At 61.4% G+C, this 25409-nt stretch carries 23 protein-coding genes; 14 read left to right on the top strand and 9 right to left on the bottom strand.

What is annotated here, in order from left to right; all coding sequences use genetic code 11:
* Together B5495_RS09245 and B5495_RS09240 are read right to left on the bottom strand one after the other, a co-directional pair.
* Complete coding sequence (locus B5495_RS09245) at positions 1-1293, bottom strand: type II toxin-antitoxin system HipA family toxin (protein WP_079553172.1); 1293 nt, start codon at positions 1291-1293, stop codon at positions 1-3.
* Complete coding sequence (locus B5495_RS09240; protein ID WP_079553171.1) at positions 1283-1579, bottom strand: helix-turn-helix domain-containing protein; 297 nt, start codon at positions 1577-1579, stop codon at positions 1283-1285. Before B5495_RS09240 ends, B5495_RS09245 begins: the two co-directional genes overlap by 11 nt.
* 302 nt (positions 1580-1881) lie before the next feature.
* Here B5495_RS09240 and B5495_RS09235 point away from each other — a divergent pair, with 302 nt between their 5' ends.
* The 5 genes from B5495_RS09235 to B5495_RS09215 all read left to right on the top strand — a co-directional run bounded on the left by B5495_RS09235 (position 1882) and on the right by B5495_RS09215 (position 8460).
* Positions 1882-3906, top strand: a complete 2025-nt coding sequence (locus B5495_RS09235; RefSeq protein ID WP_079553169.1) for a TonB-dependent receptor plug domain-containing protein — start codon at positions 1882-1884, stop codon at positions 3904-3906.
* A gap of 26 nt (positions 3907-3932) precedes the next feature.
* Entirely contained in the window at positions 3933-5057 is a 1125-nt protein-coding gene (locus B5495_RS09230) for an RNA-guided endonuclease InsQ/TnpB family protein (protein WP_079553167.1), read from the top strand.
* Positions 5058-5313: 256 nt separating this feature from the next.
* Positions 5314-5985 (top strand): GNAT family N-acetyltransferase, encoded by a 672-nt coding sequence (locus B5495_RS09225; protein WP_079553166.1) that lies wholly within the window; start codon positions 5314-5316, stop codon positions 5983-5985.
* A 279-nt stretch (positions 5986-6264) separates the two neighbouring features.
* Positions 6265-7832 (top strand): IS3 family transposase gene (locus B5495_RS09220; protein ID WP_231897145.1). Its coding sequence is split into 2 segments (ribosomal slippage): positions 6265-6750 and positions 6753-7832, totalling 1566 coding nucleotides; the frame shifts between segments, so codons are not numbered across the junction.
* Positions 7833-7950: 118 nt separating this feature from the next.
* On the top strand, positions 7951-8460 hold the full coding sequence (locus B5495_RS09215; RefSeq protein ID WP_079553164.1) for a hypothetical protein: 510 nt from the start codon (positions 7951-7953) through the stop codon (positions 8458-8460).
* 847 nt (positions 8461-9307) lie between these two features.
* Here the strand turns inward: B5495_RS09215 and B5495_RS09205 are convergent.
* Entirely contained in the window at positions 9308-9736 is a 429-nt protein-coding gene (locus B5495_RS09205; RefSeq protein WP_154045254.1) for a carboxymuconolactone decarboxylase family protein, read from the bottom strand.
* Between the two features lie 151 nt (positions 9737-9887).
* Here B5495_RS09205 and B5495_RS09200 point away from each other — a divergent pair, with 151 nt between their 5' ends.
* Positions 9888-10697, top strand: coding sequence for a TraX family protein (locus B5495_RS09200; RefSeq protein WP_079553161.1), 810 nt, complete (start codon positions 9888-9890; stop codon positions 10695-10697).
* A 26-nt stretch (positions 10698-10723) separates the two neighbouring features.
* Here the strand turns inward: B5495_RS09200 and B5495_RS09195 are convergent, their stop codons facing one another.
* On the bottom strand, positions 10724-11335 hold the full coding sequence (locus B5495_RS09195) for a DNA-3-methyladenine glycosylase family protein (protein WP_079553159.1): 612 nt from the start codon (positions 11333-11335) through the stop codon (positions 10724-10726).
* Positions 11336-11388: 53 nt separating this feature from the next.
* Between B5495_RS09195 and B5495_RS09190 the strand changes: the two genes are divergently transcribed.
* The 5 genes from B5495_RS09190 to B5495_RS09170 all read left to right on the top strand — a co-directional run bounded on the left by B5495_RS09190 (position 11389) and on the right by B5495_RS09170 (position 16408).
* Positions 11389-12582 carry an MFS transporter gene (locus tag B5495_RS09190; RefSeq protein ID WP_079553158.1) on the top strand — a complete coding sequence of 398 codons (1194 nt, stop codon included), beginning with the start codon at positions 11389-11391 and terminating at the stop codon, positions 12580-12582.
* Between the two features lie 127 nt (positions 12583-12709).
* A complete protein-coding gene (gmk, locus tag B5495_RS09185) occupies positions 12710-13324 on the top strand; it encodes a guanylate kinase (protein WP_079553156.1) in 615 nt (204 codons plus the stop codon).
* Between the two features lie 175 nt (positions 13325-13499).
* Positions 13500-13757, top strand: coding sequence for a DNA-directed RNA polymerase subunit omega (gene rpoZ / locus B5495_RS09180; protein ID WP_079553154.1), 258 nt, complete (start codon positions 13500-13502; stop codon positions 13755-13757).
* Positions 13758-13795: 38 nt separating this feature from the next.
* The gene (locus B5495_RS09175) at positions 13796-15925 is read left to right on the top strand and encodes a RelA/SpoT family protein (RefSeq protein ID WP_079553152.1); all 2130 of its coding nucleotides are present in this window, start codon (positions 13796-13798) and stop codon (positions 15923-15925) included.
* A 93-nt stretch (positions 15926-16018) separates the two neighbouring features.
* A complete protein-coding gene (locus tag B5495_RS09170; RefSeq protein WP_079553151.1) occupies positions 16019-16408 on the top strand; it encodes a RidA family protein in 390 nt (129 codons plus the stop codon).
* A gap of 11 nt (positions 16409-16419) precedes the next feature.
* On the opposite strand, the gene B5495_RS09165 is transcribed toward B5495_RS09170, so the two are convergent.
* Positions 16420-17301, bottom strand: coding sequence for an SDR family oxidoreductase (locus B5495_RS09165; RefSeq protein WP_079553149.1), 882 nt, complete (start codon positions 17299-17301; stop codon positions 16420-16422).
* A gap of 175 nt (positions 17302-17476) precedes the next feature.
* Here B5495_RS09165 and B5495_RS09160 point away from each other — a divergent pair, with 175 nt between their 5' ends.
* Both B5495_RS09160 and recG read left to right on the top strand, forming a co-directional pair.
* Positions 17477-18406, top strand: a complete 930-nt coding sequence (locus tag B5495_RS09160; RefSeq protein WP_079553148.1) for a hydrogen peroxide-inducible genes activator — start codon at positions 17477-17479, stop codon at positions 18404-18406.
* Positions 18403-20505 (top strand): ATP-dependent DNA helicase RecG, encoded by a 2103-nt coding sequence (gene recG, locus B5495_RS09155; protein WP_079553146.1) that lies wholly within the window; start codon positions 18403-18405, stop codon positions 20503-20505. Before B5495_RS09160 ends, recG begins: the two co-directional genes overlap by 4 nt.
* Here recG and yccS read toward each other — a convergent pair.
* From yccS to B5495_RS09135, 4 genes are all read right to left on the bottom strand, one after another.
* Positions 20502-22607 carry a YccS family putative transporter gene (gene yccS / locus B5495_RS09150; RefSeq protein ID WP_079553144.1) on the bottom strand — a complete coding sequence of 702 codons (2106 nt, stop codon included), beginning with the start codon at positions 22605-22607 and terminating at the stop codon, positions 20502-20504. The genes recG and yccS overlap by 4 nt on opposite strands.
* Positions 22608-22794: 187 nt before the next feature.
* On the bottom strand, positions 22795-23151 hold the full coding sequence (locus B5495_RS09145) for a hypothetical protein (RefSeq protein WP_079553143.1): 357 nt from the start codon (positions 23149-23151) through the stop codon (positions 22795-22797).
* On the bottom strand, positions 23151-23423 hold the full coding sequence (locus B5495_RS09140; RefSeq protein WP_079553141.1) for an HU family DNA-binding protein: 273 nt from the start codon (positions 23421-23423) through the stop codon (positions 23151-23153). The genes B5495_RS09145 and B5495_RS09140 overlap by 1 nt, the downstream gene beginning before the upstream one ends.
* A 119-nt stretch (positions 23424-23542) precedes the next feature.
* A complete protein-coding gene (locus B5495_RS09135; RefSeq protein ID WP_079553139.1) occupies positions 23543-24724 on the bottom strand; it encodes an NAD(P)/FAD-dependent oxidoreductase in 1182 nt (393 codons plus the stop codon).
* A gap of 127 nt (positions 24725-24851) precedes the next feature.
* Between B5495_RS09135 and B5495_RS09130 the strand changes: the two genes are divergently transcribed.
* Complete coding sequence (locus tag B5495_RS09130; protein ID WP_079555009.1) at positions 24852-25367, top strand: chorismate--pyruvate lyase family protein; 516 nt, start codon at positions 24852-24854, stop codon at positions 25365-25367.
* The last annotated feature ends 42 nt before the right edge of the window (positions 25368-25409 follow it).

The following is a 25409-nucleotide window of genomic DNA, read 5'->3' as shown; positions in this document are numbered from 1 at the left end:
CTACGTCAGCAGCGCGCTGTTTTCCCGGCGGCGCTGTTCAAACGTGGTCTGAATCTCCGAAATAGTGTTGTCACTGACGCCGTAATCCCGGGCCGTGGCAGTAAACGCCGTAAGCACATCGGCCATCTGTTGAATATGGCGCTGTGCCCGGGGCCAGTCGTCAAACCCTGCAGCGTCGGCCAGTTTCTGCATTGCTTTCAGCGGCGGCTTTTTGCCATATCCCATAAAGGCCGTGGCATGTTCATTAAAAGGGTGCGGACTGAAGGTGGCATCGTAAAACGGGGCCGGTTGCCATTGGCCGCTATCATCCTGCAAAAATGCCCAGTTCTTGCTGTGATCATCCTGATTGCAGGCCAATAAATTGAAAATCGCGCGACGAAACTGCAGCTGCCCGGCGGCGGGAGAGCGGCATAGCTGCCGGCTGGCCTTGATGAGATCCAGATAGTCCAGACTGGGCGCACGATAATCGGCATCCAGCAGGCCGCAGGCGCTGTGCATGTGCAGACGCCCGGCGCTGTGCGTGTCAGTTGGCCAACACCAGTCAAATCGCTTGACCGCAAGCCAGGCGCGCGCGCCACTACTTTTCGGTGCCTCCAGCAGCTGCCATTCAGGCGGCTGAAGCCCTGCGGCTTTCGCCAGCGCTAAATAGACTGCTTCGCACAGGCCTTCTTCATGCCCAAGGGCCAGATTCTGCGAGGTGAATTTGACCAGCCAGGCATCATCGCCATACGCCGGATACGTTCGGCATGAATCAGGATTATCGGCGGTAAAGAACAGCTGTGCTTTAGGACGAGCCCCGCCGGAGCTTCCGGCAGCGACCAGCGCCGAGAGCACGTCGTTGGTCTGGCCATCAAACAGAGCTTCGGCTTCAAGGCCCAGCACCGCCATATCCACCTCGTCGGTGTCAGGTGGCTGCAGGTCGGAAACCGGAGCAAAGTTCAGCGCCCCCATGCCGCGTTTGCCGACAAAGGCCAGCCGATCCATTGGCGTCACCTGTGATGGGATAATGCCGTGCTGACGAAACACGCGGTCTTGCAGCAGCCGTCCCCAGCCGTCCGGCAGGCTATCGGCAAACAGGCCGTGTAGACCATCGTGGGGTTCTTTGGGAGCTTTTTGCAGTGCCGTGGTGGCATGCAACGTAAAAGGGGAAAGGCTGCCCAGCCGGGCAAGATAGTCCGCGTCGTACTGAAAGAATACACCACGGCGATTTTGTGCCAATGTTCCTACCGGAACGTTTGTCCCGGTGGTGAGCGTGCGGTAAACGTCCAGTTTTTGTATGGGGCTAAAAGCCATCTTTCAGCACCTCCTCAATGGAGGCAGGCTGGCGGGATCGGTCGTGTTCCGGCGTTTGGGTCAGCTCATACAGGCGCTTGAGGTCGTCCAGACACTGCCAGAGCAGCAGTAGCTGGCGAAACGAGATTTGCCCGGTCAGCTCGAATTTCTTCAGCGTAGAGGCAGGCACGGTGCTGCGCTTGGCCAGCGCTTCCCGGGAAAGGCCTTCTTCATCGCGCCGCCGGCGCAGATAGGCGGCAAACGCCTGCTGCACGTCGCTATCATCAAGCAAGAGAAAACGCGGCATATCGTGCACCTTTGGCTATTATGGTGTCTATTATAGCCTATTTTAGGCTATTTTGGATACCATAATGTCTTTAAGAATCCCTTAGCCCGAGCATGATCATTGCCATTCCCAGCAACACCAGCGCGGTGACGAGAAAACGGTGATTGGGGCAAGACAGGAGTTCATGCAGTGGTAAATATTCACCCCGATTGATACAGATCATCCCGCGTCATTTTTGTGTTTGAGGCCCGCTGAAGAATCGTTTTACATGCCTGTTATACCGGTGTTGATGTGCAATAGCCGGCGAGCGTTCAGGAGGGTACATGCTCAATAACAGGGACAAGCGCTGGCTGTTGGCGGCAGGCATATCGATGGTGGGCGTCGGCGGCGTTCAGGCCGCCGAGTCAGAGGCGCTGGATACGCTGGTGGTGCTGGGCACCGGGCAGCAGGTCTCGGTATTTGATAACCCGGCCTCGGTCTCCACGGTTGATGCCGCTGCCCTGGGGCGGGCCTCTTCCGCAAGCGTCGCCGAGCTGCTGCGCGACGTGCCCGGGCTGACGATCCAAGACAACGGCTCGCCGGGCATGCCGCGTATTACCCTGCGCGGTGAATCCTCTCGGCGGGTGACCGTGCAAATCGACGGCCACGCCCTTACCGATCATTCCCCCAAAGGCGCGCCGCTGCTGCTGGACCCTTCTACTATCGAGCGCATCGAAGTGGTGCGCGGGCCGTCGTCGGTACTCAGCGGCTCGAACGCTATCGGTGGGGTGGTTAATATCATCACCCGGCGCGGCGGCGATACGCCGTTCTCCGGCAGCGTCACGGCCACCGGCCACAGCGCCACCCGGGGCGGCAGCACCAGCGCCACGTTGCAGGGCGCACGGGGAAACGTCGATTGGCGGGTATCCGCCGGGGTGGGCGACGAGGGCGATCGCCGCACGCCGGACGGCACGCTGGACAATACCGGCCACGCTCACGATCAGCTCTCGACTCACTTGGGCTACCGCTTCAATGCGCAGCACTATCTGGCTTTCAAGGCCGACCAGTATCGGCTTGAGGCCGACGTTTACAGCCCGCCGCCGGCCGGCTTTACCGACTTCTCGGTGAGCCTGCCCCAGCGCGATCTGCGCAAGAGCGGCCTGTTTTACGAAAGCACGGAACTGACGCCATGGCTTGGCGAGCTCAAGGCCAGTGTGTATTACCAGACCGTGGACCGGCGCTTTGAAAGCCAGGCCGAAATGGCCTCCGGCCGAGCCATCGGCAGCGAAAGCGATGACCGCCAGATCACCTACGGCATGAATACCCGGGCCACGCTTGATCTGATCGCGCCGGGCAAGACGCTGGTGGGCGTGGAGTACGAGCATGACAGCCTGGAGGCCGACAAGACCTCCCGGGTGTTTCTGCCGTTTCCGCCGCCTCAAGGGCAGCATCAGACCAAGTCGATTCAGGACGAGGCTCATATCGAGACGTTCTCCGCCTACGCCCAGCAGGCGCTGACGCTGAGTGATGCCACCACGCTCTACCTGGGCGCGCGCGGGTATCTGGTGGAGGCAAACCTTGACGCCAGCAGCGACAAGCCTCTCACCGACAACAGCGACGAACGGCTGCTGGGCTCGCTTGGCCTGGTTCATCGGCCGAGTGATGACTGGTCGCTGCGCGCTAATCTGGCGCAGGGCTATTCCTACCCGACTCTGGAGCAGCTGTTTTTAACCACCAGCGCCAGCGGCACCGCCGTTTACGGCAATCCCGATTTATCGCCGGAGCGCGCCAACACGCTGGAGCTGGGCGCACGCTATCGCGGCGGGCCGGTCACCCTGGATGCGACGCTGTTTCACACCCGCGCCAAAGACTACATCGGCGAGGAAGACCTGCCCGCCGCTGGCCCGGGGCCCGCGCCGCGGCACTTCATCAACGTCGACCGGGCCAATACCACCGGGCTTGAACTGCTGGCGGAGTACGCCCTGCCGACGTTGGATACGACGACGCTTTATGCCAAGGGCAGCGTGCTCGAGCGTGAGCTGGACTACGGCCAGGTGACGACCACCGATAGCGGTACACCACGTTTTAGCGGGCGTGCCGGGGTGCGCCACGCAAGGCCGGTGTCTGACACCCTGATGGCTGATGCCGACCTGTATCTGCGCGGTGAAAGCGGTGCCAAGCTGCGCAACGCCGACGGCGAACTGACCTCACGCGCGTCGGGCTACGGCACGCTCAACGCCCGGCTGGGCCTGGGGCACAGCGAGCACTTTGACCTGGGGCTCGACCTTTACCAAATCGCCCGTAAAGCATCGCCCAATGCGGGCGGTGATATAAGGGCGCACCGCAACGCGGTGCTTGTCTTGATATGACCATCAATACCTGATAAATATACAGTATGACAAAGCGCGCCTACAAAGAACGATTTTATCCCACCCCCGAGCAGGCTTTGCTGCTTGCACAGTCGTTCGGGTGTGCGCGGTTTGTCTGGAATAACACCCTGAATTATCGCACCGAGGCTTATCAGCAGCGGGACGAATCCGTATCGCATTCGGTAGCGGAAAAACGGCTGGTCGCTCTAAAAGCCGAACACCCCTGGTTGAAAGACGTTTCCAGCGTGATCCTGCAACAAACGCTGCGCGATCAAAAAGCCGCGTTCGATAATTTCTTCAACCCCAAGCTCAAGGCACGCTATCCGCGCTTTAAGTGCAAGGATGGCCGCCAGTCGATCCGGTTGACGAAAGCCGCCTTTCGTTATCGGGACGGCGAAATCACCATTGCCAAGACAAAGGTGCCGCTGCCGATCCGCTGGAGCCGCCCGTTAGTCAGCGCGCCTTCCAGCATCACCCTTTCACGAGATCGCGCCGGTCGCTATTTCATCAGTTGCCTGTGCGAGTTCACGCCCAAGGCGCTACCGATCATACCCAACACCGTGGGTATTGATCTGGGGCTGACCGATCTGTTCATCACCCAGGACGGCCAGAAGTCCGGCAATCCTCGTCATCTAAAACGCTATGAAGCGAAGCTGGCGTACCTACAACGCCGCCTGGCCAAGAAGACAAAGGGCTCGAACAATCGCCATAAGCTGCGCCAAAAAGTGGCGCGGCTCCATGCCCGTATTGCCGACTGCCGCCGCGATGCCATCCATAAAGCGACTCGAACGCTCATTAACGAAAACCAAGTTATTTGCGTTGAGACGCTGAACATCACCGGCATGATAAAAAACAGGGCGCTGGCCAAGGCCATCAGCGATGCGGGCTGGGGCGAGTTTGTGCGCCAGCTCACCTACAAAGCCGAATGGGCAGGCCGGCAACTGGTGCAAGTGAGCCAGTGGCTGCCGAGCAGCAAGATGTGCCACGGCTGCGGGCACAAGGTTAAAAAGCTACCGCTATCGCAGCGCCACTGGCACTGCGAGGGCTGTGGCCAGGCCATCGACCGCGACATTAACGCAGCCAACAATATCCGAACCGCCGGGCTGGCGGGGTTAGCCTGTGGAGCGACTGGATCGGGGGCAGCGGCGTAGCCACTGTCTAGTGAAGGCGTGTTGAAGCAGGAAGGTTCTCGGGGCAACCCAAGAACCCTCGCCCAAAGCGCTTAGCGCGGCGGGCGGGGAGTGTCAGAACCTGCTGGATACCTCTTATGACGCCTACGGCGAAGTACCCGGTGCTGAACGTAGCGCCAGCCTGACCGGCACGCTGTACTTTTGATGCTCGCACCTGGCTTATATCTACCTCCTTTCCACACTTTTGGCCACCCACTAGCGTCAGAAAGGAGGAGAGATGCTGGCTTCAGCACCGTTTAACCCGTCGTCGCCGTATAGTCTTCGCCGCCTGAGCGTTTCGGAGATGCCCGCCGCCAGCGCACTGCTGGGGCAGGGCATGCGTGATAATCCCACTCACGTTTGCGCCTTTGGCAACAATCCCGAGCGCCGCCGGCAAGCGCTTGTCGCCATGTTTGCGCCCTTTATGCGCCGTCAGGCCCAAGAGGGCGTTGTGTTTGGCGCGTTTATCGAAGATAAGCTGGTGGGCGTTTCCGGCTTTTCCCTGCCCGGCCAATGCCAGCCGGCGCTGAAGGATAAGCTTTGCACCTTGCCGGCGCTGTTTTTGATCTGCGGCCCGGTTGGCCTGTGGCACGTGTTGTGGAACCTGTATCGCTGGACGCGTATCTGGAAACAACGCGACGCAAAAATGCCCCGCCACGGCCACTTAGGCCCGCTGGCGGTGGCGCCGAAGTGGCAGGGCCAGGGCATCGGCAGCGCGCTGCTGCAATGCCTGTGCGATGAGCTGGATAAGCGTCAACTCGCCGGCTATCTGGAAACCGACCGGCAGGAAAACGTCAGGCTTTATGAGTGGTTTGGCTTTACTACCGTCGCCACCGAGCCGGTGCTCGGCGCGACCCACTGGTTTATGCAGCGCCGGTCAGACGATATGCAAATTGACGCGTTAGAGTAAGTGTGTTTTTTGATCAAGATCAAATTATTATTATAAAACGCTGTTTTACGTTGTTTTTGTAATCCATATCATTCAGAATTATTCGCGATTTGTTTTCGTAATGTTTTTAAGGACCTTGCTCATGGGCATTTTTTTATTCTGCTCTGAACTAAAGCCTTTTCTATAAAAATTATAACGAAGACAGATCTGGAATGATGCCAAATCCCCCTCTGTCAGCCTAGTTGTCCAGCTGGCGATTTCGCCTAAATTAACATCAGAATGGGCGGCATAGGATGGTTCATGCCACGTTATTCCAAGGAACGTAAAGCCGCGGTGCTGAAGAAACTATTACCGCCAGAAAACCGTAGTGTGGCGTCGGTCGCCGCCGAGGAAGGCATAGCGAACGCAACCCTGTATGGTTGGCTGAAAACATGCCGACAACAAGGAGTGCCTGTGCCAGGCAAGCGTAAGACCGGAGACGAATGGTCGGCTGATGCCAAGCTGGCCGTGGTGATTGAAACAGCTCCCCTGTCGGAGACCGAGCTTGGCGCCTATTGCCGGGAAAAGGGCGTATATCCTGAGCAGGTGCAGCGCTGGAAAGACGCCTGCCTCCAAGGCGCCGATCGGCACGAAGATCAGGAAAAAACGGCCCAAAAACAGCGTAAAGAAGACCGCCAGACGATCAAGAAGCTGACGTCGGAGGTTCGCCGTAAAGACCGGGCCTTGGCGGAGACGACCTCGTTACTGGTGCTGTCAAAAAAGCTCGAAGCCTTGTACGGCGAAGACCCGGACAACGAGGACAACTGACGCCGTTGAGCGAACGTACAAGGCTGCTACAAGACGTTGATGAAGCGGTAGCTGGTGGCGCCGCTCGCTACAAGGCGGCAGAACTGATGGGGCTAAGCCAGCGCACGTTAAAACGCTGGCGGCAGGCCAATGGCGATGTGACCACGGATCAGCGCTCACAGGCCGTGCGGGTTGTGCAGGCCCATCAGCTGACTCAAGCGGAAGAAGAGGCGATTCTAACCACTTGCTGCCAAACGGAATACCGGAGCTTGCCACCGTCGCAAATAGTCCCGCGACTGGCAGACCAAGGCCGTTATTTGGCCTCGGAATCGTCGTTTTATCGGGTGCTGAAAAAGCACCAACAGCTAAACCACCGAGGCCGCATGAAACCGGCCCGAAAGCTCGCTGAGCCGACCAGTTTTACCGCCTCGGGCCCGAACCAGGTGTGGAGTTGGGACATCAGCTACTGCCCCTCTGTAGTCCGTGGCGAGCACTGGTACCTTTACCTGATCATGGACGTCTACAGTCGCAAGATCATTGCCTGGGACGTGTATGACAACGAGTCCGGCGACTTGGCGAAGCAACTGGTGGAGCGCGCTCTATTGCGTGAAAGCTGCTGGCACACGCCACCAATTTTGCACTCGGATAACGGTGCGCCGATGACCTCGTACACTCTGCGCGCTAGGCTGGCGGAACTGGGTATGCTGATGTCCCACAGCCGCCCCCGGGTGAGCAACGATAATCCTTATTCAGAGGCGCTGTTCCGCACCGTCAAATACTGCCCGGCGTGGCCCACAAAGGGCTTTGCATCGCTGGCCGCCGTGCGTAAATGGATGTTGACGTTCGAGCACGCCTATAACAAACAGCACCTTCACAGCGGCATCAACTTCGTTACGCCCGCCGACCGGCATCGAGGCGTGGATACCCAGCGCCTGGCCCACCGAAAAGCCGTATATGAACGTGCCAAGCGCCTGAATCCCGGGCGCTGGTCGGGCGATATCCGACGCTGGGAGGCCACCGGATCGGTATCGCTCAATCCTGGCAAGCAACAGGAAATAGAGCTCAATAAACTGGCCGCTTAAACGTGGCTATTTGGACAACTGGGTTGAAAACTACCGAAATGCCGCGTATCATCAAGTAAACAGAAAAAGAATGGCGACATGAAAGTATCAATATTTTAAAGGATTATCAGGGATCTTTATGAAATTGCTAAAAATAACAGCTGCTATTGCAGCTATATCAATGCTGGGTGGCTGTGCCACTATTGTTGGTGATAAAGAACAAGCAGTCACTATTAATAGCAGCCCAAGTAATGCACAGCTGTTGATTACCGATGAACGTAGCACGGAAGTGCACGCAGGGACTACGCCTGCCACGGTAACGTTGAAAAAATCTGCTGGTTATTTTAGTGGCAAGACCTATACCGTCGAAATTTCAAAAGATGGTTATGAAAGTCGTTCCATGAAAATAAACTCTTCTGTCAATGGTTGGTACATTGGCGGTAACATTATTTTTGGTGGTCTCATTGGCTGGCTCATTGTCGATCCGCTGACTGGCGCAATGTATAACCTTACTCCCGATACGCTTAATGCTACGCTGGGGGACAGTGTTGCTATTAATTCCGAGAGTGAATCTGAAATTACGTTGGTCATGATCGAGGATGTTCCTCGACACATGCGCGATAAAATGCAATATCTTGGTAAAATATAATATGAAAATTAGCACTGCTTTCGGGCAGTGTATTTTAGTATAAAGCAGTCCGTTATTCCGACTGACTCAGTAGCTGCCTGGCACGCCGGGCAGCTTCCGGCCAAGAGCCTATAATTAGGAAAGGTTGATGCTAGAGCGCAGCAGCGCTTGGGACGGCCAACTACAGCGGCTTTTTAGACCTTAATTGCAGACAGTCATTGAGCCAACTTTTGTGCATATGGATCCATTTGAGTTTACTACAGAATTTCCGATTCTAGTGACGGATGATCCATCAGAGTTTAATCGCGTATTGCCGATTTTGGAAGACGATGACCCATTAGAGCGTATCGTACTATTTCCTATTCTGGTTGAGCTTCTTCCATCAGAGCCAACCGTGGTATTACCAATGCGATGACGGCTTGAACCATCAGATCCAATCGTTGTGCTACCGATTTTATGGTAGGTTGTGCCCGATTGACCGTATATGTAGTCGTCCGCATTCGCCATGTTGAAAATGCTTAAGGACAGAACTGTCGAAGCAAGTAAAAGTTTTTTCATTATTACTTTCCTTTTTATTATCTAACGGATGTCAGCCTGCACGCGTGCTTATTGGCTGGAGTACGCATGCGTATATTATTAATATTGTATTTCACGGCTATGGCAATATAGTTTTTGGTTAATTAAAAATAAGTATAGTTTGGAGGTATGGCACCAGTCACCGCGCTTTTGGTACGGCACAGATGAAGCAGTATTTTTTTATTGTCGCGTGGGGGTGAGAGAAGTGATAGTTGTGAATACTTACAAACCTGCCCGGCGGCGTATAGCCTATCGGGCAGGTTTACCAAGAGGAATTATAGTTACCGCTGCTCTAGCGGTTCTTCAACTGCTCCGCCATCTCTTCACTAATCGCCACGCCTTGTTCGGCAAAGACGTCTTGGGCCACCTTCAGCGCGCTCAGGGAACGCGGGAATCCCACGTAGGGGATCAGGTGCATGATGCAGCCGGCAATTTCATCGGGGGTCAGGCCAACCTTCAGGCCGGTGATTACGTGCATGCCGATCTGCGGCGTGCCCTGGGCCACCAGCGCTGAAATGGTGGTTAGCACTTTTTGTTTGTTGTCGAGGCCGGGGCGTGAATAGACGTTGCCAAAGGCAAACTCCACCACCATCTGGGTCAGGTCGGGGGCAATATCCTTGAAGCTTTCGCCCACTTCCATATGCCCTGTGGGGTTGTTTTCGTCGGGGGTGGTCAACTCTTTCAGCTTATCCATGCCTTGTTGGTAACGATCGGTGGTCAACTCAGTCTCCTTGGGATTTTTCATAGCAAAATAAGCACCGATTGTGGTTTATATTCGCCTGAGAGGCTAGCGGGCGCTATGCATGGCTGTAGCTGGGAACCCGCCCGCTGGTGGGGAGTCTATCGGGTCACGTTTCCCATAGAGATTCACGATGACGACTGCTACCGCCGTTTCACCCGCTCGCGCTGCGCGCCCGTCGTCCGACTGGGCGAGCTGGGGGCAGTGGCTGGCGCTGGTTACCATGACGCTCGATCACGTGGCGCGCTATATGGCCGCTGACAGCTGGGGGCTTGGCTGGGTCGATAGCAGCGTCAGGCGCATTGCCTTTCCGCTGTTTGCCGGCATGGTGGCCTGGCACGGGCTGTTTAATACGCGTAACCCCGTACGCTATGCCCGCCGGGTGATGGTGATCGGCGTGGTCGCGCAGCTGCCTTACCAGTTGATGCCGCGCGAAGCGCTGGTGCAGTTCAATATCTGTTTTACCCTGGGACTGGGGCTGTTGGCCGGTGCTTGGCTGGTGCGGTTGCCGGAACGCTTGCAGCAGCGCACCGCGCCCGCCGGGCGGCTGGTGATTGAGGCGGCGCTGGTGGTGGGCGCGTGGTATCTGATAGGGCCGTGGGTGGAATACTCCCACTTGGGGCTGTTGCTGGTGCCGTTTTTCATGCTGGCAATTGGCCCGCTTTTCCGCAGCGGACCGGCGCTTTCGGAGCGTCTGACGGCGGTTGCCGCTTGCCTGCCGATATTGGCAGTGGCCGGCATGATGAACAGCTCCGATATGGCCAAATCGTTTACCGTGGTCACCGCGCTTTGCGTGCTGCTGCTGGCGGCGGGTGCTAGCGCGCTGCTGCCCAAGTCACCCTGGCTGATGCCGCGGCGGATGTGGCTGGCCTGGTATCCCGGCCACTTTGCGGTGATTGCGCTGTTTCTGCTGGCCGTGGGTCAGGCGGACTTTGGCTTTTAAACCTTTGGCTTTTGCACGCTGTTCCGCTAGGCGGGAGCACCGCGATAGTAGTGCCATAAAAACAGCGCGCCGGCGCTGCGCTGGGGTGCCCAGTGCTCGACCATGCGGCGTGCCTGGGCGGGGGTAGGTTTTTCATCCAGCCCTTTGAGCCGGCCCAGCGCCACGCGCAGCGCCAGGTCGTCGGCGGGGAAAATATCGCTGCGCCCGAGCGAGAACATCAGGTAAATCTCCGCGCTCCAGCGGCCAAACCCGCGCAGCGCGGTAATCGCGGCGATGGCGTCGGCATCGTTCATGGCATCCAGTGCGTCGGCGTTGAAGGTGCCGGCGAGCTCGGCCTCGGCCAGCCCCTGGGCATATTCCACTTTGCGCCACGAAAGCCCCGCATCGCGCAGCGCCTGGCCGTCGATGGCCGCAACGGCGCTGGCGGTTAGCGCGGGCAGCTGCGCGTTGATGCGGCCCATGATTGCACGCGCGGCTTCGGTGGAAATTTGCTGGCTGACAATCGTGGTAAACAGCGTGGCAAAACCCTTGTCGCGCGGGCGCGGCGCTGGCGCGCCAACCTGCGGCAGCACGCAGGCAATATCGGCATCCTGTTCGGCAAGTGACTGCATGGCGTTTTCCAGTGTGTCTTGAGGCATGGTATTTTCCTCGGTTCGTTAACGTCCGTCATATCCATCGTTCAGGAGTCATCATGCAGCAGTCAACGCCCGAGCGGGCGCGTCATCCTCGGCTGGCGGAGTTTTCATTAGCGCTGGGCGGGTTTGGTATCGGCACCAGCGAGTTTGTCATTATGGGGCTGATGAACCGCGTGGCGGACGATTTGGCAGTGAGCGTGCCGCAGGCGGGCTATGCGATCAGCAGCTACGCGCTGGGGGTGGTGGTGGGTGCGCCGTTGATTGCCTCGCTGGCCGCCCGGGCGCCTCGACGCGGGCTGCTGATCGCGCTGATGCTGATGTTCGCGCTGGGTAACGTGGCCAGCGCCATGGCGCCGGGGTTTGCCTCGTTTGTCGGGCTGCGTTTTCTCGCCGGCCTGCCCCACGGCGCCTATTTTGGCGTGGCCGCGCTGGTGGCCGCAGGCGCGGTGCCCGTTGATCAGCGCGCGCGTGCGGTCTCGCGGGTGATGCTGGGGTTAACGGTGGCGATTTTGATCGGCGCGCCGCTGGGCACCTGGGCGGGCAATCTGTTTGGCTGGCAAATTGCCTTTGCTGCGGTCGGGGTCAACGCGCTGATAACCGCGCTGTGCATCCGCCTGTGGGTGCCGGTGCAGCCGGTGGATGCGCTGGCCAGCCCGCTGCGCGAGCTGTCGGCGCTGTTCAAGTCGCGGGTGCTGATGACGCTGGCAGTGGCCTGCTTCGGCTGCGGCGGCATGTTCGCGATTTTCAGCTACGTGATGCCCACGCTCACCCATCAGGCGGGCATGAACGAGGCGCTGGGGCCGCTGGTGCTGGTGGTGTTCGGGCTGGGCACCTTGCTGGGCAACGTGGTGGGCGGGCGCGCCGCGGATAAAAACCTGATGCGCGCGATCCCGGTCATTCTGGTGTGGTGCGCGGTAATTCAGGGGCTGTTTTACTTTACTGCCAGCAACGTCTGGACGGGGCTGGTCTCGGTGGCGCTGGTGGGCACCAGCATTGCGCTGGCGCCGGCGCTGCAAACCCGGCTGATGGACGTGGCGGAAGACGCCCAGACCATGGCGGCCTCGCTTAACCACGCGGCATTCAACGGCGCCAACGCGCTGGGCGCATGGCTGGCGGGGCTTGCCATCAGCGCGGAGCTGGGCTGGTCGAGCACCGGTCTGGTGGGCACCGCGCTGGCGCTGTGCGGGCTGGTGCTGTTTGCGCTGGGGCAGCGGCTGGAAAAACGCGGCCGCTCTGCGGCTACCGCCTGACTGAGCTCACCCGTTCTGCCTCTACTGTCTAAACAGCGGGTATGCGATAATCGCTCGGTTATCGCATCGGCGTTATCGCATCAACTTTCATTCATCCTTTTTCGTCGCCAAGGTAGGGAAGCGCGTCATGTCCCAAGGTACGCTTTTTGTTGTCTCTGCTCCGTCGGGGGCCGGTAAAACCAGCCTGGTGCGCGAGCTGATCGAAAACCTGAGCGGTATTCAGGTCTCCGTCTCGCACACCACGCGCGCGCGCCGCGAAGGCGAGGTTGACGGGGTTAACTACCACTTCACCCAGACCGCCGAGTTTGAGGCGATGGTTGAGCGCGGCGAGTTTTTTGAATACGCCCAGGTGTTTGATAACTACTACGGCACCTCGAAAAGCGCGGTGCAGGCGCGGCTCGACGCCTGTCAGGACGTGATTCTGGAGATTGACTGGCAGGGCGCGCAGCAGGTGCGCGAGCAGATGCCCGAGGCGGTGTCGATCTTCATTCTGCCGCCCTCGCGCGATGAGCTGGAACGCCGTCTGGCCGGGCGCGGCACTGATGCCCACGCGGTCATCGAGCGGCGCATGCAGGATGCGGTCAGTGAAATGTCGCACCACAAAGAATACGACTACATCGTGATCAACGATGACTTCACCACCGCCCTTGAAGAGTTGCGCGCGCTGATTCTCAGCCGCCGGCTTACCGCGGGGATGATCCGCGAGCGCCACGCGCCGCTGCTTGAAGCGCTGCTGTCGTAAACCGCGCGCTTGTCATGGCTGACCGGCGTCGAGTAGTCTAGCTGGCTTTAGTCAGTTTTTAACTGGGTTTTACGATCCGGTTGTCACGACTCGGTTGTCACTACCCTCTTTATTCTTCATCGGGCTGATGTAAGCATCGGCCCGGTGCCGCACTTATTTTTACAGGAAGACGCTCATGGCCCGTGTTACCGTTGAAGATTGTCTGGAAAATGTGGAAAACCGCTTTCAGCTGGTGATGATTTCCAGCCAGCGTTCGCGCCAGCTGGCGCGCGGCTCCCGCGATGCCCTGCTACCGTGGGAAAACGACAAGCCCACCGTCATGGCGCTGCGTGAAATTGCCGCCGGCGTGGTCGATCGCAGCGTGCTGGACGAGCCGGTCGAAGCGGCGGTACGCCCGCGCCCGATGGATGCCGGCATGCCCATCGACGACTAAGCGGTCAGCAACCCTGACACCCAACAGAGGCGCGGCGAATGTTTACCATTGATGACCTGGCGGATCGACTTGGCGGCTATCTTCCCCCGGATGAGATTCAGCAGGTCAAACGCGCCTTTTACTACGCCGAACAGTCCCACGACGGCCAGCGCCGCCGCTCGGGCGAGGCCTATGTGACCCACCCGCTGGCGGTGGCCAATATTCTGGCCAACATGCACATGGATCATCAGAGCCTGATGGCCGCTATGCTGCACGACGTCATCGAAGATACCAGCGTCGACAAACCGGCGATTGAAACCCAGTTCGGCAAGCCCGTGGCCGAGCTGGTCGACGGCGTCTCCAAGCTGACCCAGATCGCCTTTGAAGACAAAGCCGTTGCCCAGGCGGAAAACTTCCAGAAAATGGTGCTGGCGATGTCGCGGGATATCCGCGTGATCATCGTCAAGCTCGCCGACCGGCTGCACAACATGCGCACCCTCGGCGCGCTCCGGCCGGACAAGAAGCGCCGCATCGCCCGGGAAACGCTGGAGATCTACGCTCGGGTGGCCGGCCGTCTGGGCATCAACACCATCCGTATTGAGCTTGAAGACCTGTCGTTTCAGGCGATTCACCCGATGCGCGCCGAGCGCATCAAGCGCGCCGTGGTCAGCGCCAGCGGCAACCGGCGCAGCGCCATGCGCCAGGTGCAAACCACGTTGCAAAAAAGCCTCGATGACGACGGGCTCAACGGCACGGCGATGGGGCGGCAAAAGCATCTGTTGTCGATCTATCGCAAGATGCGCGACCAGCGCAAACCGTTCGCCGAGATCATGGACGTGTTCGGGTTTCGCATCGTCACCGACGACGTCGCCAGCTGCTACCGGATTCTGGGCGTGGTGCACAACCTCTACAAGCCGGTGCCCGGACGCTTCAAGGACTACATCGCGATTCCCAAGGCCAACGGCTACCAGAGCCTGCACACTACGCTGTTTGGCCCCCGCGGCATGCCCATCGAGGTGCAGATCCGCACCCGCGAGATGGAGGCCATGGCCAACAACGGCATTGCCGCCCACTGGCTTTACAAGGCCGGCCAGACCGAGCACCCGATTGCCGAAGGCAGCCGCGCCCGTGCCCGTGCCTGGGTCAAGGGGCTGCTGGAAATGCAGCGCAACGCCGGCGATTCACTGGAGTTTATCGAGCACGTTAAAAACGATCTTTTCCCCGATGATATCTACGTGTTCACGCCCAAAGGCGACATCATGGAGCTGCCCCAGGGCGCGACGGTGATTGATTTCGCGTACAGCGTGCATACCGATATTGGCAACAACTGCATCGCCTGTCGCATTGACCGTCAGCTGGCGCCGCTCTCCACACGGCTCGAAAGCGGCCAGACGCTGGATATCATCACCGCGCCGGCGGCGCGCCCCAACGTGGCCTGGCTCAACTTCGTGGGCACGGCCAAGGCGCGTTCGGCCATTCGCCACGCGCTGAAACATCAGCAGCAGAAAGAGGCCATGCAGCTGGGCCGCCGGCTGTTGAACAAGGCGCTGTCGGTGTTTGAAACCAGCGTTGAAGAGCTTGACGCCGAGGTGATGGAGCGCGCGCTGAGCCAGCTGGAGATGGACGATCAGGAGACGCTGCTGGAGTCCATCGGGCTGGGCCGGCATATGGCCTACGTGGTGGCGCGCCACCTGATTGATCTGGTCGACGGGCAAGGTGCGCCCAGCGGCGCTGAAGCGCGAAGCCAGCAGCCGGTGGTGATCAGCGGCAGCGAAGGCATGGTGACCAACTTCGCTCGCTGCTGTCACCCGCTGCCCGGCGACGCCGTGGTAGGCCATCTTTCCGCCGGCAAGGGGCTGGTGGTGCACCGCGCCGAATGCAAAAACCTGACCGACAAAAATAACCCCGATAAGTTGTTCACGCTTGAGTGGTCAGACAGCATCGATGAAGACTTCCCCGTCGCGCTGCGGATTGAAATCGAAAGCCATCGCGGGCTGGTGGCCGAACTTGCCGGCCTGGTGACCGACGCCGATGCCAACATCGAGCGTATCGGCATCGAAGAGCGCGACGCGCGGCTGTCGTCGGTCAATCTGACGCTGTCGGTGAAAGGCCGCGTGCATCTGGCACGCATCATCAAGCGCCTCCGCAATCTGCACAGCGTGGAAAAAATCTACCGGCTGGGCCAGTAGCCCGGCGCCGTGTGCCTTTTTTCTTTCTTGCGGCGTACCCACTGCGCGATACGTCATTTCCGGTAAGGCATCTACCCCAGGAGACCGGCTCACATGAGCAATAAAGCAGTGATCAATACCCAGAAAGCGCCGGCCGCTATCGGCCCATATTCGCAGGCCATCAAGGCGGGCAACACCGTGTACATGTCCGGCCAGATTCCGCTCGACCCGGCCACCATGACGCTGGTGGAAGGCGACGTGGAAGTTCAGACACGCCAGGTATTCACCAACCTCAAGGCAGTATGCGAAGAAGCCGCCGGCAGCCTGGGCGATATCGTCAAGCTCAACCTTTATCTGGTCGAGCTTGAGCACTTTGCCACGGTTAACGCGGTGATGGAGGAGTTCTTCACCGCGCCGTTTCCTGCCCGCGCCGCCGTCGGCGTGAAAGCGCTGCCCAAAGGCAGCCAGGTGGAAGCCGAAGCGGTCATGGTCATCGGCGACTGAGTTTTAGCAGATCAGGCCTTTACCGCAGTAAGAAAGCCGCCTTCCTTGATTAACTGGGCGTAGCCTTCGCGAAAGCTCGGATAGCGGAAGGCGTAGCCGCTCGCGATAATCCGGCTGTTGTCGCAGCGTTTGCTGGCGCGCCGGCGCAGGGGCGACTGCATGGTTTCGGTGGCTTCGACCTTGAGCTGGCCGGCAAGCCAGGTCATCACCGCGTACAGCGTGGCGGGCTCGCTGTCGCTGCCCAGATAGATGGGGTCCAGCGTCTCACCGCGCTCGTGACGGTTGATCAGGTGGTGCAGGATGCCGGTGCAGTCGTCGCGGTGAATGCGGTTGGAATAGATCTCCGGGGTGATCGCGGCCACGCGGCCTTCGGCCACCTGACGGATCATGCGGTCGCGCCCGGGGCCGTAAATGCCCGAAAAACGCACCACGCTGCCGGGAAGCGCGTGATCCAGCAGCGCCTGCTCGGCTTCGCGCATCAGCAGGCCGGAAAAACTCTGCGCGCTGGCGGGGCTCTGCTCGTCGATCACTTCGCCTTCCTGCTGGCCGTAAACGCTGGTCGACGAGACAAAAAACACCCGCTTGGGCGGCGTCTTGTGCTTCGAGAGCACGCCCAGCACGCGTTTCAGACCCTCGGGATAGGCGCTCTGGTAGGCGCTTTCCTCAAAGCGGTCGGCGCTGACGGTGTAAACGACGTAATCCGCCTCGGGCAGCGCTTTAGCGCCTTTGTCGTCGAGCGTGTTCAAGTCCAGCGCCAGCGGCTCAATGCCGGTGTCAGCCAGCGCCTCGGTATGGCGGCGCACGCCAATCACGCGATGCCCCTCGGCAATCAGTTCACGCCCCAGCGTGATGCCAATATCGCCACAGCCGATAATCAGTACGCTTAGTTTCACCTTGTTGACTCCTGTTGAAAACGCGCTTGTTCAAGCGGCGTTCTCAGTTGATAAACCGTCCCTATCAGCAAAGGCCTCTCTCATTTAGAATGCCTTATACATAGTGCTAACACCAATCACCAGGTTCGCGATACCGTCAACGCGTTTATCACGAAAGGATGCCAAGGGCGCTGCTATGACGCTAACAGAACTCCGCTACATCGTAACCCTCGCTCAGGAACGCCATTTCGGCCGCGCCGCCGAGCGTTGTCACGTCTCCCAGCCCACGCTTTCGGTCGCGGTCAAAAAGTTGGAAGAAGAGCTGGCCGTGCCGCTTTTCGAACGTTCCAAATCTACTGTACAGGTCACCCCGCTGGGAGAGAAAATCGTCGCCCAGGCGCAGCGCGTGCTGGAGCAGAGCAGCATGATTTACGCCATGGCCAGCGAGGGGAAAGATCAGCTGGCGACTCCGCTGCGCATCGGCGCGATCTACACCATCGGGCCCTACCTGTTCCCGCATTTGATCCCCGCGCTTGCCGATGCCGCGCCGCAAATGCCGCTGTACATCGAAGAAGGCCTGACTGGCACGCTGCGCGGCAAGCTGCGCAGCGGCGAGCTCGACGTGATTATCGTCGCGCTGCCGTTTACCGAAACCGACGTGCTGACCAAGCCGATTTATGAAGAGAACTTCGAGGTGCTGCTGCCCGCCAGCCACCGCTGGGCCGAGCGTGAGACCATCCACAAGGAAGACCTGCTCGAAGAGCGCCTGCTGCTGCTGGGCGAAGGCCACTGTTTCCGCGACCAGATTCTGGAAGCCTGCCCGGCGATTAGCCAGAAGCTCAATAGCCCCAGCAACACCCTGATTGCCGAAGGTGGCTCGCTGGAAACCATCCGCCACATGGTCGCCTCTAAGCTGGGCATTACCGTGCTGCCGCAGTCGGCGCTGGGTAGCGAGACCCACGAGCACTCGATGCTGATCAGCCGGCCGTTCGCGCCGCCGGCGCCGTCGCGCACGGTGGCCATCGCCTGGCGGGCGAGCTTTCCACGGCCCAAAGCCATTGAGGCGCTGATCCGCGCCGCCGAGCGCTGCCGCCAGCCGGTTAACGGCGCAATCGAGGTAGCATGAGCACGCTCGACGCACCGGTGACTACGCTCAAGGGCGTCGGCGAGGCGCTGGCCATCAAGCTTGGGCGGCTGGGTATCGAGCGCGTCAGCGACCTGTTGTTCCATCTGCCGCTGCGCTATCAGGACCGCACCCGGCTGACGCCCATGGGTACGCTGCGCGCCGGTCAGGAAGCGGTGATCGAAGGCGAGGTGACCGCCAACGACGTGGTCAAGGGCCGCCGGCGTAGCCTGCTGGTGCGCTTGCGCGACACCAGCGGAATTGTCAGCCTGCGGTTTTTTCACTTCGCCCCCGCCCAGCAGCAACAGCTGCACGTGGGCGCGCGGGTACGCGCCTTTGGCGAAGCCCGCGCCGGCGCCACCGGCCTTGAACTGTATCACCCCGAGTACTCGTTGATCGGGCACGGCCCGGGCGGTGCTGACGCACCGGTAGACGCATCTGTGGAAGAGCACTTCACGCCGATTTACCCGACCACCGAAGGCTTGAATCAGCCGCGCCTGCGCGCGCTGGTGCAGCAGGCGCTGGGGTTGCTGGAACGCGAGCCTGAGGCGCTGCCCGAAGTGCTGTCTGACGCCCTGCGCCAACGATTTTCACTGATGGGATTGCACGCCAGCCTGACGCTTTTGCACCGCCCGCCGCCGGACGCCAATATCGATCAGCTCGGCGCCGGCCAGCATCCGGCGACAAGGCGGCTGGCGCTTGAGGAGCTTTTAGCCCACCGGCTGAGCCTGCGCGAGGTGCGGCTACGGATTCAGCAGGACGGTGCGCCGGTGCTTGCCGCCGGGCGTGGCTTGCAGGCGCGTTTTCTCGCCCAGCTGCCGTTTGCGCTGACCGGCGCCCAGCAGCGCGTGCTGGAAGAAATCGCCCTCGATCTAGCCCGCCCCGCGCCGATGCTGCGGCTGGTGCAGGGCGACGTCGGCTCGGGCAAAACCGTGGTCGCGGCGATGGCCGCGCTCGCCGCGCTGGAAAGCAACTGCCAGGCGGCGATCATGGCGCCCACCGAAATTCTCGCCGAACAGCACTACCGCTCGTTCAAGGCGTGGTTCGAGCCGCTGGGAATCGAGGTGGCGTGGCTGGCCGGCAAGCTCAAGGGCAAGGCGCGGCTCGACGCCAAGGCCGCCATTGCCGACGGCCGTGCGCGCATGGTGGTGGGCACCCACGCGCTGTTTCAAAATGACGTGCATTTTCAGCGGCTGGGGCTGGCGATTATCGACGAGCAGCACCGCTTCGGCGTTCACCAGCGGCTGGCGCTGCGCGAAAAGGGCGAAGCCGGCGGGCTGACACCCCACCAGTTGATCATGACCGCCACGCCGATTCCCCGCACGCTGGCGATGAGCGCCTACGCCGATCTTGACGTCTCGCTGATCGACGAGCTGCCGCCCGGGCGCACGCCGGTCAAGACCGTGGTGGTCTCCGACGAGCGCCGCCCCGAAGTGGTGCAGCGTATTGAGCGCGCCTGCGGCGAAGGCCGTCAGGCGTATTGGGTGTGTACGCTGATCGAAGAGTCCGAAGCGCTGCAGTGCCAGGCCGCGCAGGTGACCTGCGAAGAGCTCACCGAGGCGCTGCCCGAGCTCGCCATCGGGCTGGTCCACGGGCGTATGAAAGCCGCTGAAAAGGCCGCCGTCATGGCCGCGTTCAAAGAGGGCGAGCTGGATCTGCTGGTGGCCACCACGGTGATCGAAGTGGGCGTGGATGTGCCCAACGCCAGCCTGATGGTGATTGAAAATCCCGAGCGGCTGGGGCTTTCGCAGCTGCACCAGCTGCGCGGGCGCGTGGGGCGCGGCAGCACCGCAAGCTTTTGCGTGCTGCTTTACCCGCCGCCGCTGTCGAATAGTTCGCGCCAGCGCCTGGGCGTGATGCGCGAGACCAGCGACGGTTTTCGCATCGCCGAGAAAGATCTTGAACTGCGCGGGCCGGGCGAAGTGTTGGGCACTCGCCAGACCGGGCTGGCGCAGATGAAAATCGCCGATTTGGAGCGCGACGCCGACCTGCTGGACAGCGTCAGCGCGCTGGCCCGGGCGCTAGAGGGCGACGCCGACACCGCCGCGGTGCTGATCCGCCGTTGGCTGGGCGACGCCGCCGGCCGCTACGGGCAGGTCTAGTCGGCCACCAGCCGGTTGGTGGCCTCGTGCAGCGGCGCTAGCTGTTCGGCGATCAGCTCAAGCTGGCTGACCATGCGCTGGGTGGCGGCGTCGGCGTGCTCAAACGGGGCCGTGGGGATCAACGGCGGAGGCCGCGAAGGCGCCTGCCGGCGCGCGGCCAGGGCATTGCCCAGTTCTTCCAGCCGTTCGCCCAGCTGCTCGGCAATAGGCACCAGCGCGGCGTGTTCCGCCAGCGGTTCGCGGTGGGCACCCAGCGCGGAAAGATGGCTTAACAGCGCGTTGGCCAGCAGCCAGAAACGCATTCCCGCCTCGGCGTCGCGCTTGTGCCCCGGTTCGTTGCGCATATCGCCCAGTAGGGTAGAGAATGCCGCATCGGCGCTGTGGGCATTGCGCCGCGCCAGCCGATACGCCAAGTCATCCCGCTTGCCCGCCGCGTACTGGTGGATAATCGCCGCCAGATAGCGGCGCTGGCTGTCCAGCAGGGTGGCGGCTTCGACGTAGACCCGCCGCCGCTGCCAGTCGGGCAGCACAAAGCGTACCGCCAGCGCGGCGATCAGCGCCCCCAGCAGAGTATCCAACAGGCGCGGCCAGATCAGGTCAAAGCCGTCGCCCACCTGATTGAAACTGCACAGCACCAGCAGCGTGATGGCGGCGGTTGCCAGCAGGTAGGAGCGCTCGCGGCTGGCAAAAAACGTCACCCCGGCGGCCACCGCAATCAGGCTTTGAATGCCGGGTGCGGGAAACAGGCTGATCAGCGCCCAGCCGGCCACCAGCCCGGCTACGGTGCCCGCCACCCGCCGGTAGAGAAACCGCCGCGTGGCGGCAAAGTTGGGGCGGCAGACAAACAGCGTGGTCAGCAACACCCACACGCCCTGGGTCGGGTCGAGCCACTGCACCAGCGCGTAGCCCGCGGTCAGCGCGGTGGCCAGCCGCACGGCGTGGCGAAACGTGGGCGAGGCCGGCGTCAGGCTTTGCCGCACGCGCTGCCAGGCATCTTTCAGCGTGGCCGGCGAGCGGTCGTGGAGCTGGCTGTCGGCGAGCGCCTCGGGGTTATGCGCGTCGGCCAGCCGGGCTTCCAGTGCGGCAAGGTTGTCTGCCAGGGCATTCAGCGGAGGTAATAGCGGCTGCCATTCTTGCCGGCCACGCTCGGACAGGCTTTCAATTGAGGCGTGCAGGTCGGTCAGCGCCTGTTCGCTCTGGTGGTGATCAAACGTGCGGTTGAGCAGCAGCGACTTGGCCAGCCGGCGGCAGGCGAGCCCCTGCTGATCCAGCAGCCGCTGGCAGCGAAACAGCACGTCGTGGTGAAAAAACGCCCGCATCAGCGCGTCGTAAGGGTAATGGGTCGAGCAGGCGCGCTCGTGAATATCCTGGGCGATGAAGTAAAGCCGCAGGTAGCGGTTGAGTTTGGGTGCGTCGTGGCGGCCTTCAAGGCGGCGAAAAAGCATTTCCTTGGTCTGCTGGAAGGCCGCCAGCACGTCGGCGTTGCGGTGCGCAAAGGCCAGCCGGCGGGCGTCGATGTCCGCGCCGCGCACCGGTTCGAACAGCGCAGCCTTGAGCATCAGCAGCTTGCCCAGCGCCTTGTATAGCCGGGCCAGGCTTTGCTTGAGCGGCTGGCGCGCGAACAGCGCACTCCAGATCACTGAAATCAGCCCGTAGCCGGCCGCGCCGGCAATCAGCAACAGCTGCTGGGCGGCGGCCGCGTCGCCGTGCTGCTCGCGGTTGAGCATGGCATACAGCGCCAGAATCAGCGTGCCCAGCGCGGTGGTGGCGTAGCGCTGGCCGATCGCGCCGAGCATGATCACGCCGAAGGTGAAAAGAAACAGCCCCGGGGCAAACAGCCACGGCCAGGGGTAGAGCCACTGCACCACCGTGGAGGCCAGCACAAAGCAGCCCAGGGTGACGCCAAGCGCCTGTAGCCGCCCCTGCCAGTCGTCGTCGGTGTCGGCTAGCGCGCAGGCAATAATGCCCAGAAACAGGGGGATGACCAGGCCAATGCGGCCCAGCAGCAGGCTGATCGCCAGCGCAGCGCTCAGGGCGATGCACACGCGCAGGCTGTCGGCGAAGGCGTTGAGTGTCCAGAGGCGGCGGAGAGGATGCGTCATGGGGAGCGACAGCCATTAGCAAACCGTAAACCGGGCAGAACGTCCGGAAAGAAGGCCCGGCAAGAACGTCCGGCAAGAAAGCCCGACAGGTCAGCATTCTACGCCCAATGCCGCGGGGCGTTATGCGTAAAATGCGTACCTGCGGGCTTGAGATCAGCCGCGCAACTGGCGCGCCAACGGCCGGCCGTTACAGGTGCTTGAGCAGCTTTTGCAGCCGCGTCATGTCGGCCGAGTCGCCGACCAGACGCACCTTGTCCTGCATCATGCCGTCAAGAAACGCCTTGGACGTGGGCTTTTTCAGCACCGCGAGGGCTGATTGTGCGTCGGCAAAGCGTAGCTCCAGATCCAGATCGGTGGGCAGGCCCGTGTCCGTCTGAATGCCCTCGGGCGACATGCGATAGTAGCGGGCAATGGAGAGATCCTCGGTGGCAATCCCGAAGTCCATGCCGCGCATTTTTTCCAGCTGCTCGATAAAGCGCGGCTTGCGGCGCAGCGCGCGTTTGAGCAGCACGCCCAGAAACCACAGCGCAAGCCTGAGTTTCATCAGGAAACCGCATCCTTGAGCGCTTTACCCGGCTTAAAGGCTACGTTCTTGCTGGCCGGAATCTGCAGCGGGGCGCCGGTCTGCGGGTTCTTGCCGGTACGTGCGGCACGTTCGCGAACGGTAAAGGTACCAAAACCGATCAGCGCCACGTCGTCACCCTTGGCGACGCTGTGGGTAATTTCATCAAGAATCACGTTGAGGACCTGACCGGCCTTGTCTTTGGACAGGTCGGCGCTTTGGGCAATGGCGGCAGCCAGTTCGGGTTTGCGCATAAGGTATCTCCCTTGGAGTTAATCAGGTACGTATTAATCAGCTACGTATTCTTCAGGTGCGTGGGGTAATCCGGCACCTCGGGTCTATCAAGTACGCCGCGGTGGTGCCGGCGGCAAAATCAGCCTAGCAGCGCTGGTGCCGCTCTGGAAAGCTCCACTTTCCTTTTCACGCAGCCGCCTGTCAACGCAAAACCAAGCAAACGACCGTTTTTGTCTTCCGCCAGGGCACTGATATCGCTGCCGTCGGCCTCAATCCGCCAGCGCGCGGGGGGCGCAATCGGTGGGTAGGCCACCACCGGCAGCAGCGGCGTTTTAACGATCACCGGCCAGGCGCCAAAGCGCACCGGCGTGGGCGTGCCGCCCAGGGTTTGGGCCAGCGCCCTGGCGCTTGCCTGCAGCGGCTGGACGTACATGGCGTTGACGCCGTCGATGCAGGCCGCGTCGCCCAGCGCATAAATGTGCGGCTGCGAGGTAGCCAGCGTGCGGTCGACGGTTATGCCGCTGGCGCTCACCTCAAGCCCGCAGGCGCCGGCAAGCTCGGTGCGCGGGGCCAGGCCGGTGGCTAGCAGGGCGACGTCGGCGTGAAGGGTGACGCCGTTGTCGAGTTTCAGGGCGAGGTTGTCGTCGGCGTCGATGCTGATGCGCTCGGGCGTTCGGCCAAGGGCCAGCTCGATGCCCGCCGCGCTAAAGGCCTCGCCCAGCGCTTCGCCCAGCGGCTCGGGCAAAAGCCGCGGCAGCGGGGTAGATTCCGGGGCGATCAGGCTGACCTGATGGCCGCCGGCGTGCAGGTCGTTGGCAAACTCGCAGCCGACAAGCCCCGCGCCGATCACCGCGACCCGCGCGGGGTGCTCGCCCAGGGCTGAGTAAAAGCGCCGGTAGTCGTCAAGGTCGTTGACCGTAAAGCAGCGCGGGGCGGCCTCGGCCGGCAGGGTGAAAGGCAGGCGCGGGGCGGCGCCGGTGGCCAGTACCAGATCGTTAAAGCTTAGGGTCATATTGTGCGCGTCGCGCGGGGCGAGCGTCAGCCGGCGCGCGTCGGGGTCGATGGCGATGACCGCGGTGCGTGGCCACAGCGTGGCGTCGAGCTCGTCGGCAAGCGCGGCGGCGCTGCGCTGGGCGAGCCTGTCCGGCGGCAAGCGCTTGGCGAAGCCGGTGGAGAGCAGCGGTTTGCTGTAGGCCTCGCCGGCGTCCTGGCTGATCAGCGCAAGCGTTCGCGTATCGCCTTCGCGGCGCAGCGCGCGGGCCAGGCCAACCCCGGCCATGCCGGTACCGATAATCACCAGGTCGGCGTGTTGAGCGGGCATGTATTCCCCTGAGGTTAATCACGGCGTCTGGGTAAAAGCGTATTCATAGGCCCATGTTACACTAGCGCCCTTCGTTTCTGTCGTGGAAGGCCGCGTTTTGCAAGCCAACGCCATCAACAGCCGTGTTATGCCAACATGGCGGCCGGTTAGCGCCGCCCGCCCAATAATGTCGCCGCACTGGTGGCGCTGGGTCGCATCGACGGATTCGCTCACCGCGCGCTTGATCGCCGCCGGCGGTGCGCGGCGCTTTAGCGTGCGCCTGCTGCGCCAACGCGTGGGCTATCCGTTTGCCGACGAGGCGCGCGCGCTGGGTATCGACGCCAAGCGCTATGTCTGGCAGCGCGAAGTCGCGCTGTGCCTGGACGGTTCGCCCTGGGTCGTGGCGCGCTCGGTGGCGCCGCTTGCCACCCTGCGGGGCCAGCGTTTATATGCGCTGGGCGAGCGCTCGCTGGGCAGCTGGCTGTTCCGCCAGCCGGGGCTTGATCGCCGCCCGCTGGAAGTTACCGACAATCTGCCGCGCTTTATCGCCGCGGACAGCCTCTGGGGGCGGCGTTCGGTGTTTCGCCACGGCCGGCTGGCGCTGCTGGTGCAGGAGTATTTTCTCCCCGCGATGGCGGATGAACTGGGCCTGCCGTCACGCTAGGCTTTGTCCGAAAAATGCCTGCGCTCGACGATTTTTCGCACA

Source organism: Vreelandella subglaciescola (assembly GCF_900142895.1).
GTDB lineage: Bacteria > Pseudomonadota > Gammaproteobacteria > Pseudomonadales > Halomonadaceae > Vreelandella > Vreelandella subglaciescola.
The sequence above is the reverse complement of the archived record's forward strand: the minus strand, read 5'-3'. Positions and strand labels throughout refer to the sequence as shown.

Excerpts from the sequence above, each read along its gene's own strand:
- B5495_RS09160 (WP_079553148.1), top strand. The coding sequence starts at position 17,477 with ATGACGCTAACAGAACTCCGCTACATCGTAACCCTCGCTCAGGAACGC.
- B5495_RS09145 (WP_079553143.1), bottom strand. The coding sequence starts at position 23,151 with ATGAAACTCAGGCTTGCGCTGTGGTTTCTGGGCGTGCTGCTCAAACGC.
- B5495_RS09245 (WP_079553172.1), bottom strand. The coding sequence starts at position 1,293 with ATGGCTTTTAGCCCCATACAAAAACTGGACGTTTACCGCACGCTCACC.
- B5495_RS09130 (WP_079555009.1), top strand. The coding sequence starts at position 24,852 with ATGCCAACATGGCGGCCGGTTAGCGCCGCCCGCCCAATAATGTCGCCG.
- yccS (WP_079553144.1), bottom strand. The coding sequence starts at position 22,607 with ATGACGCATCCTCTCCGCCGCCTCTGGACACTCAACGCCTTCGCCGAC.
- B5495_RS09240 (WP_079553171.1), bottom strand. The coding sequence starts at position 1,579 with ATGCCGCGTTTTCTCTTGCTTGATGATAGCGACGTGCAGCAGGCGTTT.
- B5495_RS09200 (WP_079553161.1), top strand. The coding sequence starts at position 9,888 with ATGACGACTGCTACCGCCGTTTCACCCGCTCGCGCTGCGCGCCCGTCG.
- B5495_RS09175 (WP_079553152.1), top strand. The coding sequence starts at position 13,796 with ATGTTTACCATTGATGACCTGGCGGATCGACTTGGCGGCTATCTTCCC.
- B5495_RS09230 (WP_079553167.1), top strand. The coding sequence starts at position 3,933 with ATGACAAAGCGCGCCTACAAAGAACGATTTTATCCCACCCCCGAGCAG.
- recG (WP_079553146.1), top strand. The coding sequence starts at position 18,403 with ATGAGCACGCTCGACGCACCGGTGACTACGCTCAAGGGCGTCGGCGAG.
- B5495_RS09195 (WP_079553159.1), bottom strand. The coding sequence starts at position 11,335 with ATGCCTCAAGACACACTGGAAAACGCCATGCAGTCACTTGCCGAACAG.
- B5495_RS09215 (WP_079553164.1), top strand. The coding sequence starts at position 7,951 with ATGAAATTGCTAAAAATAACAGCTGCTATTGCAGCTATATCAATGCTG.
- B5495_RS09170 (WP_079553151.1), top strand. The coding sequence starts at position 16,019 with ATGAGCAATAAAGCAGTGATCAATACCCAGAAAGCGCCGGCCGCTATC.
- gmk (WP_079553156.1), top strand. The coding sequence starts at position 12,710 with ATGTCCCAAGGTACGCTTTTTGTTGTCTCTGCTCCGTCGGGGGCCGGT.
- B5495_RS09135 (WP_079553139.1), bottom strand. The coding sequence starts at position 24,724 with ATGCCCGCTCAACACGCCGACCTGGTGATTATCGGTACCGGCATGGCC.
- B5495_RS09190 (WP_079553158.1), top strand. The coding sequence starts at position 11,389 with ATGCAGCAGTCAACGCCCGAGCGGGCGCGTCATCCTCGGCTGGCGGAG.
- B5495_RS09140 (WP_079553141.1), bottom strand. The coding sequence starts at position 23,423 with ATGCGCAAACCCGAACTGGCTGCCGCCATTGCCCAAAGCGCCGACCTG.
- rpoZ (WP_079553154.1), top strand. The coding sequence starts at position 13,500 with ATGGCCCGTGTTACCGTTGAAGATTGTCTGGAAAATGTGGAAAACCGC.
- B5495_RS09225 (WP_079553166.1), top strand. The coding sequence starts at position 5,314 with ATGCTGGCTTCAGCACCGTTTAACCCGTCGTCGCCGTATAGTCTTCGC.
- B5495_RS09235 (WP_079553169.1), top strand. The coding sequence starts at position 1,882 with ATGCTCAATAACAGGGACAAGCGCTGGCTGTTGGCGGCAGGCATATCG.